The sequence below is a fragment of the Aeromicrobium piscarium genome, assembly GCF_007421815.1.
Taxonomy (GTDB): Bacteria; Actinomycetota; Actinomycetes; order Propionibacteriales; family Nocardioidaceae; genus Aeromicrobium; species Aeromicrobium piscarium.
Genome location: NZ_VLNT01000013.1, coordinates 30,220 through 43,814, shown reverse-complemented (window position 1 = coordinate 43,814; position 13,595 = coordinate 30,220). Strand labels below are relative to the sequence as shown.

10 protein-coding genes are annotated in these 13,595 nt (G+C 69.5%); 5 read left to right on the top strand and 5 right to left on the bottom strand.

The genetic code is table 11. The features are described from left to right. Positions 1 to 105 precede the first annotated feature (105 nt). Positions 106 to 1,503 (top strand): class II fumarate hydratase, encoded by a 1,398-nt coding sequence (locus FNM00_RS14180; RefSeq protein WP_143914203.1) that lies wholly within the window; start codon positions 106 to 108, stop codon positions 1,501 to 1,503. Positions 1,504 to 1,613: 110 nt separating this feature from the next. Here the strand turns inward: FNM00_RS14180 and FNM00_RS14175 are convergent, their stop codons facing one another. Further along, entirely contained in the window at positions 1,614 to 2,921 is a 1,308-nt protein-coding gene (locus FNM00_RS14175) for a DUF2079 domain-containing protein (protein WP_143914202.1), read from the bottom strand. Between the two features lie 69 nt (positions 2,922 to 2,990). Here FNM00_RS14175 and FNM00_RS14170 point away from each other — a divergent pair, with 69 nt between their 5' ends. Continuing rightward, a complete protein-coding gene (locus FNM00_RS14170) occupies positions 2,991 to 4,457 on the top strand; it encodes a hypothetical protein (protein WP_143914201.1) in 1,467 nt (488 codons plus the stop codon). Positions 4,458 to 4,608: 151 nt separating this feature from the next. Here FNM00_RS14170 and phoH2 read toward each other — a convergent pair whose 3' ends face one another. After that, the gene (gene phoH2, locus FNM00_RS14165) at positions 4,609 to 5,919 is read right to left on the bottom strand and encodes an RNA 5'-3' helicase PhoH2 (protein ID WP_281281126.1); all 1,311 of its coding nucleotides are present in this window, start codon (positions 5,917 to 5,919) and stop codon (positions 4,609 to 4,611) included. A 206-nt stretch (positions 5,920 to 6,125) separates the two neighbouring features. Then, positions 6,126 to 6,938: an isoprenyl transferase gene (locus tag FNM00_RS14160; RefSeq protein WP_281281125.1), complete on the bottom strand. Its 813-nt coding sequence runs from the start codon at positions 6,936 to 6,938 to the stop codon at positions 6,126 to 6,128. Positions 6,939 to 6,976: 38 nt separating this feature from the next. Here FNM00_RS14160 and trhA point away from each other — a divergent pair, with 38 nt between their 5' ends. Continuing rightward, positions 6,977 to 7,672, top strand: a complete 696-nt coding sequence (gene trhA / locus FNM00_RS14155; protein WP_143914198.1) for a PAQR family membrane homeostasis protein TrhA — start codon at positions 6,977 to 6,979, stop codon at positions 7,670 to 7,672. Positions 7,673 to 7,769: 97 nt separating this feature from the next. On the opposite strand, the gene FNM00_RS14150 is transcribed toward trhA, so the two are convergent. Further along, entirely contained in the window at positions 7,770 to 9,728 is a 1,959-nt protein-coding gene (locus FNM00_RS14150) for a thioredoxin domain-containing protein (protein ID WP_143914197.1), read from the bottom strand. Between the two features lie 168 nt (positions 9,729 to 9,896). Between FNM00_RS14150 and phoA the strand changes: the two genes are divergently transcribed. Together phoA and FNM00_RS14140 are read left to right on the top strand one after the other, a co-directional pair. Then, the gene (gene phoA, locus FNM00_RS14145; RefSeq protein WP_143914196.1) at positions 9,897 to 11,768 is read left to right on the top strand and encodes an alkaline phosphatase; all 1,872 of its coding nucleotides are present in this window, start codon (positions 9,897 to 9,899) and stop codon (positions 11,766 to 11,768) included. An 84-nt stretch (positions 11,769 to 11,852) separates the two neighbouring features. Next, a complete protein-coding gene (locus tag FNM00_RS14140) occupies positions 11,853 to 12,746 on the top strand; it encodes an exodeoxyribonuclease III (RefSeq protein WP_143914195.1) in 894 nt (297 codons plus the stop codon). A 3-nt stretch (positions 12,747 to 12,749) separates the two neighbouring features. Here the strand turns inward: FNM00_RS14140 and FNM00_RS14135 are convergent, their stop codons facing one another. After that, entirely contained in the window at positions 12,750 to 13,574 is an 825-nt protein-coding gene (locus tag FNM00_RS14135; RefSeq protein WP_143914194.1) for a DUF1206 domain-containing protein, read from the bottom strand. Positions 13,575 to 13,595 lie beyond the last annotated feature (21 nt).

Sequence of the window (13,595 nt, the reverse complement as noted above, 5' to 3'; positions counted from 1 at the left end):
GATGAAGCAGTGATGAGGTTGACGGCTTACCGCTCCGACGCCGGTACGGTTGATGACGTACCGGCACGGGCCAGGCCTGATGACTGCGGACGATAGGGTGCGAACATGACCGACAACACCACCGAATGGCGCATCGAGCACGACACCATGGGCGAGGTCCGGGTCCCGGCTGACGCCCTGTGGCGGGCGCAGACCCAGCGTGCCGTCGAGAACTTCCCGATCTCCGGCACGCCGATCGAGTCGGCGCAGATCCGCGCCTTGGCGCAGATCAAGTCCGCCTGTGCGCAGGCGAATGCCGAGCTCGGCATCATCGAGCAGGACGAGGCCGACGCGATCTCGGCCGCGGCCTCCGAGGTCGCCGCCGGTCAGCACGACGATCAGTTCCCGATCGACGTCTTCCAGACCGGTTCGGGCACCTCGAGCAATATGAACACCAACGAGGTCATCGCGACGATCGCGAGCAAGAACCTCGGCCGCGAGGTCCACCCGAACGACAAGGTCAACGCCTCGCAGTCCAGCAACGACGTCTTCCCGACCTCGATCCACGTCGCCGCGACCGAGGCCGCCGTCAAGCAGCTGATCCCCGGTCTCGACCACCTCGCCACCACGCTGGAGCGCAAGGCCGGCGAGTTCGCGGAGGTCGTCAAGTCCGGTCGCACGCACCTGATGGACGCCACCCCGGTCACCCTCGGCCAGGAGTTCGCCGGCTACGCCGCGCAGATCCGCAAGGGCATCCGCCGCGTGGAGTCGGCGCTCCCCGCCACCGCCGAGGTCCCCCTCGGCGGCACCGCCGTCGGCACCGGCATCAACACCCCGCAGGGCTTCCCGCAGCGCGTCATCGAGATCCTCGCCGAGTCCACCGGACTGCCGATCACCGAGGCCGCGGACCACTTCGAGGCGCAGGGCGCTCGCGACGGCCTGGTCGAGATGAGCGGCGCCCTCAAGACCATCGCCGTCAGCCTCACCAAGATCTGCAATGACCTGCGCTGGATGGGCTCGGGTCCGCGTACCGGTCTCGCCGAGATCAACCTGCCCGATCTGCAGCCCGGGTCCAGCATCATGCCGGGCAAGGTCAACCCCGTGCTCCCGGAAGCGACGCTCATGGTCGCCGCGCAGGTCATCGGCAACGACGCCACGATCACCGTGGCCGGCGCGTCCGGCACGTTCGAGCTCAACGTGATGCTGCCGGTCATCGGCCGCAACCTGCTGGAGTCGATGCGTCTGCTCGCCACCTCGTCGGTCACCCTCGCCGATCGCTGCATCGACGGCATCACCGCGAATGCCGACCGCTGCCGCGAGTACGCCGAGTCGAGCCCGTCGGTCGTGACGCCCCTCAACCGGCACATCGGCTACGAGAACGCGGCCGCGATCGCCAAGAAGGCGGTCAAGGAGCGCAAGACGATCCGCGAGGTCGTCATCGAGGACGGTTACGTCGAGCGCGGGGACATCTCCGAGGCCGACCTGGACAGCGCCCTCGACGTCATGAGCATGACCCACCCGTGAGCTGACATCTCGCCCCACAACGGGCGGTGGGTCGGCGTCCGTTCTTCGCCGAGGATGGACGCTGACCCACCGCCCGTTGTCGTCGACGGACGTCTACTCACCGCCCTCGGTCAGGTTCCGCGGCGGGCGACGGTGTAGCCGCCCTCGTCGTAGACGACGGTGAAGTCGGTGCCGTGAGCCTTGCGGCCGTACTGGACGATGTCGTCGGACGAGATCGCGCTGTCGAAGACGATGTAGTCGGGCACCGCGTCGCCGATGGTCCCGCGCCAGTACAGCTCGTAGTCCGTCGCCAGGTGCGTGAGCAACCCGAGATCGGATTCGACCGCCGCGCCCCGCGGTAGCTGGCTGATCGCGCCCTCGGCCGCCTCCGCCCGCGGCGACTCCCGCCAGGTGTCGGGATCGGCGAGGGTCGTCAGCGGCGATCCGACGAGGGTGTAGACGGTGGCTGCCGCGCTGAGCAGCACGGCCGGCCACACCAGCCGCGGACGCCGGGCCAGCACGTCGATCATCGCGACGAAGACCACCGGCATGAGCGTCAGCGAATAGTGCCATTCGGTGCCCCAGTAGAAGGGGTTGTCGCCGACGAACCGCCACAGGAGGGTCGGCGCCACCACGACCGCCCAGGGTGACAACAGCGCGGCCGCCCCCGTGATCGCGAAGGTCAGCGCCACCGTGAGCAGCTTGCGCCCGGGCTCGGCAGTCAGCGTGGACCAGATACCGGCGTCTCCGCCCAGCGTGCCGACATAGTCGTAGGCATCGCCGGTGTTGAAGGACGGGATCACGAGACCGACCACGATCGCGACCGCGGCCACACCCCCGATGCCGAGGCCGAGACCCTTGCGCCGCTCCCCCGCCAGCCACAGCGCGAGACCGATCGCCGCCACGGTGAACCCCAGATCCTCCTTGACCAGCAGCAACGGCAGCGACCACCAGATCACCCGGTCGTAGCGCGCCTCCACGAAGGCGGCGCCGGCGAGCGCCAGCAGCGGAACGGCGAAGGCCACCTCGTGGAAGTCCGCCGCCACCGCCGACTGGAGGCCGAAGGAGACGGCGTAGAGGACACCGATGAGCGTGCCGATGAGCGAACCGAGGTGGCGCACGGCGAGGGACGCGATCACCGCGACCGAGATGCCCAAGAGGACCGCCTGCGCTACCAGCAGGGTCTGCGCGTGGGGGAAGAGGCGGTACACGGGCGCGAGGACCGCGTAGATGGGCGAGAAGTGGTCGCCGAGGATGTGGTAGCCCGGCCCCTTGACCGTGACGATGGGCGCCTCGAATCGAGCATAGGCCGCGAGGGCCTGCTCGAAGATGGCGTTGTCCCACGAGGTCACCGTGAATCGCCGAAAGCGCAGGACCGCGAGCACCGAGTAGACGAGGGTGGTGGCGATCCCGAGGATCCAGGCAGGGCGGCGGTCCATAGCGATCCAACGCTAGCCGAGCGACCCGACAGAGCGGCGGCAGGTGGACGCTCCCGCTACCGTGACAGCGTGACCCGCCCGCGCCTGCTGCTCGTGGCACTCGCGATCGTCGTCGCTGCCGCCACCCGTCTGCCCCGGTTGAGCCACCCGCTCACCCCCGATGAGGCGGGTTTCCTGATCGTCGGCCGGGGGTGGAGCTCAGCGGGCGCCCAGCTATACGGCGCCCAGTGGGTCGACCGTCCTCCTGTCCTCATCGCCATCTTCCGATTCGCCGAGCAGGCCGGCGGCCTGTACGCCCTGCGCCTGATCGGCGTGCTGGCGGCGGCTCTGACGGTGCTGCTCGCGGCACGCGTCGCCGTCCGGATCGCCGGAGGTTCCGCGGCCGTGCCTGCCGCCTGGGCAGCGGCCCTCATGGTGGCGACGCCGGTGGTGGCGAACGGGCGCGTGGACGGCGAGCTGCTGGCCGCGCCGTTCGTCCTCGCCGGGCTCTCGGCGGCCGTCGCGGCGCTCGCCCCCGAGATCTCGGCCCGGCAGGTCCTCATCCGCGCCTCCCTGGCCGGTGTCGCGGGACTCACCGCGATGATGATCAAGCAGAACTTCGTCGATGTGGCGGTGTTCGCCGCGGTGGCGGGACTCGTGGCGCTCCTGCGACGCGAGATCGACTGGCCCAGGGCCCGTCTCCTGGTGGTCGGCTTCGTCGGAGGCGCCGCGGCGGCCCTGGCCGTCATCCTGCTGTGGTCGTGGAGCCGCGGCACATCGCCCATCGAGCTGTACGAGGCCCTGTATCCCTTCCGGATCGAGGCTTCGCGCGCCATCGACGAGGGGGCCGCGGCGGTCATCGAGCGCCGCTCCGCGCTCCGCCTCGCGCTGGTGCTCGGCGGGGCCGTGCCGCTCACCGTCATCGCGCTGCCACTGCTGTGGCGCCGGGGCACGGCGGCGGTCTGGGGCATGGTCGCCGTCGTGGCCTTCGGCCTGTTCTCCGTCGCGGCCGGCGGCAGCGCCTGGCTGCACTACCTGGTCCAGCTGTGCGGGCCGGTGGCGGTGCTGACCGGCGTGGCCGCCGCGACGTACCGGATCCGTGGACGCCTCGCGATCGCCGCGGGGCTGATCCTCGTCCTGGTGGCCGGGGTGGTGACGCAGATCGAGCTGCCCGACAGGCCCACGCAGCTGACCCGCGAGCGTTCGGGTGAGGCGATCGCAGCCGTCTCCGATCCGGGCGACTCGATCGTCGTGTTCCCCTATGGCGCGAATATCGCCTACGCGAGCGGCTTGGACACGCCGTACCCCTATCTGTGGATGCTGCCCGCGATCGTGCGCGACACCGATCTGTCGACCCTCGGCGGACTGATCCGTGGTGAGAACCCGCCCACCTGGCTCGTGCTCACCACCCAGCCGGACCGCTGGCCGAACTACGGCCTCACCGGTCCGACCGACCTCCTCGACGAGCGGTACGCGGAGGTCGGGGAACTGTGCGGCCGGCCCGTCTACCTGATGCGCGACGCCGATCGCGCCGCGCCGGTCGACCCCTGCGCCTGACCCCCGTGGGCGGTGACTTACGCACCTCTCGCTGGAATCGGCGGTGGCACACCCCCGTCTCAGCGCGAGTAGAGGAGTGCGTAAGTCACCGCCCAACGGCGCGAGAGGTGCGTAAGTCACCGCTCGGGGGAGGCGAGGAGCACACCGGGACTCAGAGGGTGACATCCTCCAGCATCTCGGTCACCAGCGCCGCGACCGGCGAGCGCTCGGAACGCGTGAGCGTGACGTGACTGAACAGGGGATGGCCCTTGAGCTTCTCGACCACGGCCACCACGCCGTCGTGCCGGCCGACGCGCAGGTTGTCGCGCTGGGCGACATCGTGGGTGAGCACGACCTTCGAGTTGGCGCCGATACGCGAGAGCACCGTCAACAGCACATTGCGCTCCAGCGACTGCGCCTCGTCGACGATGACGAAGGCATCGTGCAGCGAGCGCCCGCGGATGTGGGTAAGCGGCAGGACTTCGAGCATGTCGCGGTCGAGGATCTCCTCGATGACCGGCGGTGAGGTGACCGCACCGAGGGTGTCGAAGACCGCCTGCGCCCAGGGGCCCATCTTCTCGGACTCGCTGCCGGGCAGGTAGCCGAGCTCCTGGCCGCCGACGGCGTAGAGGGGTCGGAACACCACGACCTTCTTGTGCTGGCCGCGTTCGAGGACGGCCTCGAGACCGGCGCAGATCGCCAGCGCCGACTTGCCCGTGCCGGCGCGACCGCCGAGGGAGACGATGCCGACACTCGGGTCGAGCAGCAGGTCCAGCGCCACGCGCTGCTCGGCCGACCGGCCGTGCAGGCCGAAGGCCTCGCGGTCGCCGCGCACCAGCTGCACCTGCTTGTCGGCGGTGACGCGCCCGAGTCCGCTGCCCTTCTCCGACAACAGCACGAGTCCGGTGTGGCACGGGAGGTCACGCGCGGCCTCGAGATCGACCGTGCCGTGCTCGTAGAGGTCGTCGAGGTCGAGGGCGTCGATCTCGAGCTCCTGCATGCCGGTCCAGCCGGACTCGAGTGCCCACTCCGCGCGGTACTCCTCGGCGCGCAGACCGACCGCCGATGCTTTGACGCGCATCGGAAGATCCTTGGAGACGAGCGTGACGTCGCGCCCCTCGTTCGCGAGATTGCGGGCGACGGCGAGGATGCGGGTGTCGTTGTCGCCCAGCCGGAACCCAGCCGGGAGCGATGCGGCATCCGTGTGGTTCAGCTCGACCCGCAGCGTGCCGCCCTCCTCGCCGATCGGGAGAGGCGAGGCGAGGGTGCCGTGCTCGACGCGCAGATCGTCCAGGAAACGCAGGGCGCTCCGGGCGAAGTAACCGAGCTCGGGATGATGTCTCTTGCCTTCGAGCTCGCTGATCACGACGACGGGGATGACTACCTCGTGTTCGTGGAACCGCTGCATGGCGGCCGGATCGGCCAGCAGAACGCTGGTGTCCAGCACATACGTCCGGCATGAGGCAATGCTCTGTGTAGCCACGGCTGTCTCCTCGAGAGCCACGCACGCACCCTGCACCCGGCCCTCACATCATCGATCTGACCAAGGGCACCTTCGTCTCAGGGGCGAGCTTCGGCACATCTCGAAACTACGCCCGAGGAACGCCGGCTCGGCGCCGACACGCCAGGACGCGGGTGACGCTCAGGTCAATTCGCGATGACGGGCAGATGACCGGACGGGGGCCGAGGTCAGGTGCCGAAGCGACGTTCGCGCGAGGCGTAGGACCGCATGGCGCGCAGGAAGTCGACCCGCCGGAACGCCGGCCAGAGGGCGTCGGAGAAGTAGAACTCCGAGTGCACGCTCTGCCACAGCAGGAAGCCGCTGAGTCGCTGTTCACCGGAGGTGCGGATCACGAGGTCGGGATCGGGCTGGCCCTTGGTGTAGAGGTGCTCGGCGATGTCGTCGACGTCGAGGGTCATGGCGATGTCGTCGAGCGTGCGTCCCTTGGCGGCCTGATCGAGCAGCAGTGAGCGCATCGCATCGGTGAGCTCCTGGCGGCCTCCGTAGCCGACGCAGACGTTGACGTGCAGTCCGGTGATGCCGGAAGTGGCGTCGGCGGACGCCTTCAGCCGGGCCGCGGACTCCTGCGGCAGCATGTCCAGATTGCCGATGAGCCGCACGTGCCAGCGTCGCGACGCCGCGAGGGAATCGACCATCTGCTCGATCACCGCGAGGAGCGCGGACAGCTCCTCGGGCGAGCGGCGCAGGTTGTCGGTGCTCAGCACCCAGAGGGTCACGATCTTGACGCCGAGCTCGTCGCACCACCCCAGGAACTCGGTGATCTTCTCCGCGCCCGCCTGGTAGCCGTGATCGACGCCGGCGCCCGCGCCTCGCGCCCACCGGCGATTGCCGTCGACGATCGCGCCGACGTGGTGCGGGAGTCGCGCGGGGTCGAGCCCGTTCATCAGCCGACGCTCGTACACGCCGTACAGCAGGTCACTCATCCCCATGCGGGTCAGCCTACGCTCCTCACACGGCCGATCACGTGAGAGCGCACACATCGCTGACGGGTTGCCCCGCCGCGGACTATCCTCAAAGCGTGACCCGACGATCCCCCGACACGCTGCTGGACGATGTCTCCGAGCGCCTGCAGGCACGTGTCGACGTGATCAAGCCCAAGCTGCGGGGCTGGCTGCATCTGGCGACCGCGCCGCTGGCCTTCTTCTCCTTCGTCGTCATGCTGGTCATCGCCGACGATCCGCTGGCGCGGGCGGGTGCCGCCGTCTTCATGGTGAGCTCGCTCGCCCTGTTCGTGGTGTCGGCGGTCTACCACACCGGCCGCTGGCACGAGAGCGTCCAGCGGGCGCTCAAGCGCATCGACCATTCGAATATCTTCATCATGATCGCGGGCTCGTACACGCCGTTCTCGCTGCTGCTGCTCTCGGGCTCGCACGCGGCGATCATGCTCTCGCTGGTCTGGGGCGGGGCGCTGCTGGGTGTCGTGTTCAAGGTCTTCTGGCTGAGCGCGCCGCGCTGGATCTATGTGCCGCTGTATCTGGTGCTGGGCTGGGCGGCCGTCCTCTACTGGCCCGAGTTCGTCGATGCCGCGCCGACCGCCGTGTTAGTGCTGATGATCGTCGGCGGCGGTCTCTACACCCTCGGCGCGCTGGTCTACGGCTTCAAGTGGCCCGACCCTTTCCCGCGCTGGTTCGGATTCCACGAGGTCTTCCACACCCTGACGATCGCCGCCTTCATCGTCCACTACGTCGGCGTCAGCCTCCTCGTCTACGGCTAGCCCTGTTTCGCCCTCCGGGCCGGCTTTTGCCGGGTTGTGGCCCTTCGCCTTCGGCGTGTCGGGGCCACAACCCGGCAAAAGTGAGGCGTTGTTCGGGCTAGAGCTCCTGGAGACTGGTGACGGGGCGCTGACAGACGTGGTCGCGGCAGATGTAGACGGCGGTCGCCCCGTCGACCCTCGTCTTGGCCTCGAAGAGCGGCACCGACAGGCCCTCCTCGCCGCGCACCACCACCGCGCCCGGGCTGGGGAGTCCGAGCGCGGCCCGATGCAGCGCGTCGTCTTCGCCGACGACCGCGATCTCCGCCGGTCCCGCGAGCAGTGCCTCCGCCGCTGCGAGCGTCCATCCCGCGTAGCGCGGGACCTGGCGCGCGAGCGGACCGGCGGCATCGACGGACAGCTCGGCGGCGTCGCGGTAGCGGTCCTCGCCCGTCACGGCCGCCAGCGCGAGCATCGCGTGGGCAACAGCGGAGGTCCCGGAGGGCGTGACATTGTCGGAGATGTCCTTGGGGCGCACGAGCAGCTGCTCGGCGTCGTCCGCGGTGTCGAACCAGCCGCCCTCCGGGTCGGCGAAGTGCTCCAGGATGCGGTCACCGAGCACGACCGCGCGTTCCAGCCAGACGGCATCGCCGGTGACGCCGAGGACGGAGACGAAGGCCTCGGCCACCAGCGCATAGTCGTCCAGCACGCCCGCGTTGCGCGAGGCCACGCCGTCGCGTGACGTCCGCACGAGCCGGCCGTCGGCGATGTGGACGTCCCAGAGCAGGGTGGCGGCTCGGACCGCGGCATCGGTGAAGCCGGGCTCCCCGAACAGCACACCGGCCTCGGCGAGTGCGGTGATGGTCAGGGCGTTCCAGGAGGCGACGACCTTGTCATCGCGGGCGGGGCGCGTGCGCTCGGCCCGGACGTCCAGCAGTGCGCGTCGAGCCCTGCCCCAGCGCTCGGGATCGTCCGGGTCCGCTGGCAGTTGCAGGGTGGAGAAGCCGCGTTCGAAGGTGCCCGCCGCCGTCACGCCGAGGAGCCCCAACGCCCAGGCACCATCGACGGCGCCGAGGGTGCGCATGAGCTGGTTGGGGTTCCAGACATAGTAGGTGCCCTCGTGTCCGTCGCTGTCGGCATCGAGAGCGGAGGCGAAACCCCCTTCGGCGGTCCGGAGTTCGTCGAGCAGGAAACGCGCGCTCTCCCGCGCGATGCGCTCCCCGAGCTCCGAGCCGGTCTGCCGCCACCAGTGGGTGTAGAGCCGCAGGAGGAGGGCGTTGTCGTAGAGCATCTTCTCGAAGTGCGGCACCCGCCAGTAGCGGTCGACGCTGTAGCGGGCGAAGCCGCCGCCGAGTTGGTCGTACATGCCGCCTCGGGCCATCGCCTCACAGGTGCGGTCGACCATGGTCAGGGCGGTGTCGTCGCCGGTCCGCTCGGCATGACGGAGCAGGAACTCCAGCACCATCGACGGCGGGAACTTGGGTGCCGCACCGAAGCCCGCCGCCTCCTCGTCGAAGTCCTTTCCGAGGGTCGTGGCCGCGGCGTTCAGATGTTCCGGTGTGAGGTTGCCGCCCGGGGCGATGCCGGTGTCGGCGAGGTACTCGCGCACCTGCTCGCCGGCCTGGTCGATCTCGTCGCGACGCTCCCGCCAGGCATCGGCGAGCGCCTGCAGCACCTGGGTGAAGGCTGGATGCCCGCCGCGCGGCTCGGGCGGGAAGTAGGTGCCGGCGAAGAAGGGCACACCGTCGGGTGTCATGACGCAGGTCATCGGCCAGCCGCCCTGGCCCGTCATCGCCTGTGTGGCGCGCATGTAGATGGCGTCGACATCGGGCCGCTCCTCGCGGTCGACCTTGATGTTGACGAAGTGCTCGTTCATGAACGCAACGGTGGCAGGGTCCTCGAAGGACTCGTGGGCCATGACGTGGCACCAGTGGCAAGCCGCGTACCCGACGCTCAGCAGGATCGGCCGGTCGAGCGTCCTCGCGACCTCCAGCGCCTCCGGTCCCCACTCCCACCAGTCGACGGGATTGTCGGCGTGCTGCTGGAGGTACGGGCTCGTTGCGGACGCGAGTCGATTCATGTCTCCATCCTCCCGCGCGACCGGTGAGATGGCGTGCGTTCAACCCATCACATTCGCCACCTGTCCAGGCTCGAGTCGCCGGTGCGACACCTGCGGGTCGCACCTTGGTCACGTGCGCGGGATTCGCTGAGCCGGAAGACTCTCAAGATCTCTAGCGAAGGACTACACATGTCAACACGACGCGCTCCCGCAGCGCGCTGGTCGGCCGGCCTCGCCGTCGGCGCCTTGACGATCGGCGTGGGCTCTGGACTGGTCGCCCCGGCGTCCGCGGCCGAGGATCACACGCACAACGGCGGTGCCGCCCGGCTCAGCGGCGATCAGACGCAGGCGATCAGGGACTCGATCGTCGACGGGCCCGCCAAGAACGTCATCCTCATCATCGGCGACGGTATGGGCGACTCGGAGATCACGGTGGCCCGCAACTACGCCGAGGGCGCGGGCGGGACCTTCGCCGGCATCGATGCGCTGCCGTTGACCGGCTCCTACACGACGTGGGCGGTCGACGAGGACGGTAGCCCCAACTACGCGTCGGAGTCCGCCTCGACCGCGACCGCCTGGTCGACCGGCACCAAGACCGTGAACGGACGGCTCGGTGTCGATGTCGACAACGCGGCCCAGTCGACCCTCTTGGAGATCGCCAAGGCGAACGGCCGCAAGACCGGCAATGTCTCCACCGCCGAGATCCAGGACGCCACCCCGGGCGCCCAGGTGTCGCACATCTCCCAGCGCGGCTGCTACGGCCCGGAGGAGACGTCCGCGAAGTGCGCCGACGAGGCGCTGGAGTCCGGTGGCCTCGGCTCCATCAGCGAGCAGCTGCTCAACCTGCGGCCCGATGTCACGCTCGGCGGTGGCGCGGCGAGCTTCTCCCAGTCCGCCAAGGCCGGACCATGGGAGGGCGAGACGCTGTTCACGCAGGCCGAGCAGCGCGGCTACCAGCTCGTGAACGATCTCGACGGACTCGACGCGGTCACCGCGGCCGATCAAAGCCGGCCACTGCTCGGACTCTTCACCGACGGGAACTTCCCGGTGCGCTGGCAGGGCCCACAGGCCACGATCGGCGGCGGCGACCAGGCTGCGCAGCAGTGCCGCGAGAACCCCGAGAGGCTGAACACGGGCCTCTCCCTGAGGTCACTGACCTCGAAGGCCGTCGACCTCCTCGACAACAATGACGGCTTCTTCCTGCAGGTCGAGGGCGCGAGCATCGACAAGCAGGATCACGCCGCCGATGCCTGCGGACAGATCGGCGAGACGGTCGATCTCGACGAGGCCGTCCAGGCAGCACTGGACTTCGCGAAGGCCGATGGCGACACGCTCGTCATCGTGACCGCCGACCACGCGCACACCAGCCAGATCGTCGGCAGCACTCCCCCGGGTCTCAGCGCCCGCCTGCAGACCGACGAGGGACAGTCGATGATCGTCTCCTACGGCACCGCTCCCGCGGGCGGATCGCAGCAGCACACCGGTTCGCAGGTGCGGATCGCCGCCTACGGCCCCGGTGGGGCGAATGTCGTCGGCTTGACCGATCAGACCGATGTCTTCTTCACCTCCATCGGTGCGCTGCAGCTGAATCGTGATCTGGCGGCGCTCAGCGCCGATGCCTCGATCACCAGCTCGGCCGACGAGGTCGCCCCCGGCGAGGAGTTCACGGTCAGCGTCCAGAACCTGAAGGCCGACTGGACCACCGAGGCCACGGCGGGCGAAGCCGACCTGGGGCAGAAGGACGTCATCGACGGCTCGGTCGACTACACCGTCACCGCGCCCGCCGAACCGGGCGAGATTGCGGTCGCCGTCACCGGTTCGCAGACCGACACCTCGCTCTCGGTGCCGGTGGTCGTCACCGACGGGGCGGGAGGCGGTGCCGGACCCGGTGGCGACGACGGACAGGACGACGGCGGCGCGAGCCCGGCTCCGAGCGACAAGGGTGGCTCACTGCCCATGACCGGCGCCACGATCACGCTGCTCCTGTTGCTCGTGGCAGCAACGGCCATCGCCGCGGGCACCGCGATCGCGCGCCACCGCAGGCACGGCATCACCGTCTGACGATCAGGGCCCGGGGGCCCGGTCCGGTGTCGAACCGGTCCGGGCCCTCCGGCCTGTCGGTGCCGGTCGATATCGTGGTGCACCATGCGCATCGGTACTCACAACGTCAACGGCATCCGCGCCGCGCTCCGGCGCGGATTCACCGATTTCTGGGCTGATGCGGGGGCCGATGTGATCGCCCTGCAGGAGGTGCGGTGCCAGGTCGAGGACCTTCCCGCCGGTGCCTTCGGCGCCTATCACGCGACGTGGGACGCCGGCCAGAAGGCGGGACGCAACGGCGTCGCCGTCCTCACCCGTCAGGCTCCCGCGCGCGTCCGCGCACTGGACGATGTCGCCCACACGGTGTCCCCCGACGGCAGCCCCGAGCAGGTGCCGGTCACCCGCATCGTCAACCGCGACCTCGCGGCCTTCCGCGACGAGGGCCGCTACGTGGAGGTCGACCTCGCCGACGCGCCGCTGCGGGTCGCCTCGCTCTATCTGCCCAAGGGCGCGGCCTGGCCGTACGAGGAGAACTCCAAGGACAAGTACGACCGCAAGATGCGCTTCCTGCGTGGCCTGGCACGGCAGATCACCGCGTCACGTCGCGAGGCGGCGCAGGACGGGCGCGAGTTCCTCATCATGGGCGACTTCAACATCGCCCACACCAAGCAGGACCTGAAGAACTGGCGCACCAACCAGAAGTCCGAGGGGTTCCTGCCCGAGGAGCGCGAGTGGCTCGACGGCGTCATCTCACCGCGCCGCATGATCGACGTCGTCCGCAACCTCCATCCGGACCAGGACGGTCCCTACTCGTGGTGGTCGTGGCGGGGCCAGGCGTTCACCAACGACTCGGGGTGGCGGATCGACTACCACCTGGCGTCCCCGAACCTGGCCCGCCAGGCCTCGGCCGCCTGGTCGGCCCGCGAGGACTCCTACGATGCCCGCCTCAGCGACCACTGCCCCGTCATCGCCGAGTATGAACTCGACGGGCTGAGCTGAGCCCTAGCGCGAGAGGTGCTTGGCCTGGGCGAAGCAGAACAGGCCGTAGGAGGCGATCCCGGCGGCCATCGCCATCAGCAGGTAGGGGCCGAAGGGCTGCTCCAGTAATTGACGCAGCGCCTGGTCGGTGCTGCCGGACTCAGACGGCTCGTGCTGGATCGCCGAGACGAGGAAGAGCACGCCGACGATCGCGATGGTCGCTCCCTTGGCGAGGTAGCCGACCTTGCCGAGGATGCGGTAGGCGCGCGCGTCGTGGCCCTGCTGCCCGTCGGCATCGAGGTGGTCCATATAGGACTCGCTCAACCCCTGCCAGACGAGGCCGATGGCGACAGCGATGATCCCCAGCCCGATCGCTCCGACGATCCACTGGCCGCCCGGGAGCTCGAAGACCCGCGCCGTAAGCGTCTCCGAGCTGTCCTCACTCGATGACGACGAGCCCAGCACCGTCGAGACCGCCGAATACGCGAGCACGCCGTAGACGACCGCCATGCCGATATCGGAGATCCGGCGGCGCCACAGCGAGAATCCCCCATCGCGGCGGTGCCCCATCACCGCATCGAGGAGGCGCCAGAACACCATCAGGACCATCCCGGCGGCGATCAGCCACAGGACCACCTCTCCCAGCGGCTGCTTCGCCAGCTCCTGCAGCGCGCCGGTGCCGCTGGCCTCCCCCGAGCTGTCTCCGAAGGCCAGCTGGACCGCCAGCCACCCGAAGGTCAGGTGGACGATGCCATAGACCACGAGCCCGAAGCGGACCGCATGATCGAGACCGCGACTGTCCTCAGCTCGGCGTCCCGCACGATCGGCCTTCGACGCCATCTCTCCCATCGCGCCATCCTAGGCACGATC

Excerpts from the sequence above, each read along its gene's own strand:
- FNM00_RS14135 (WP_143914194.1), bottom strand. The coding sequence starts at position 13,574 with ATGGGAGAGATGGCGTCGAAGGCCGATCGTGCGGGACGCCGAGCTGAG.
- FNM00_RS14175 (WP_143914202.1), bottom strand. The coding sequence starts at position 2,921 with ATGGACCGCCGCCCTGCCTGGATCCTCGGGATCGCCACCACCCTCGTC.
- FNM00_RS14160 (WP_281281125.1), bottom strand. The coding sequence starts at position 6,938 with ATGTGTGCGCTCTCACGTGATCGGCCGTGTGAGGAGCGTAGGCTGACC.
- FNM00_RS14180 (WP_143914203.1), top strand. The coding sequence starts at position 106 with ATGACCGACAACACCACCGAATGGCGCATCGAGCACGACACCATGGGC.
- phoA (WP_143914196.1), top strand. The coding sequence starts at position 9,897 with ATGTCAACACGACGCGCTCCCGCAGCGCGCTGGTCGGCCGGCCTCGCC.
- FNM00_RS14150 (WP_143914197.1), bottom strand. The coding sequence starts at position 9,728 with ATGAATCGACTCGCGTCCGCAACGAGCCCGTACCTCCAGCAGCACGCC.
- FNM00_RS14140 (WP_143914195.1), top strand. The coding sequence starts at position 11,853 with ATGCGCATCGGTACTCACAACGTCAACGGCATCCGCGCCGCGCTCCGG.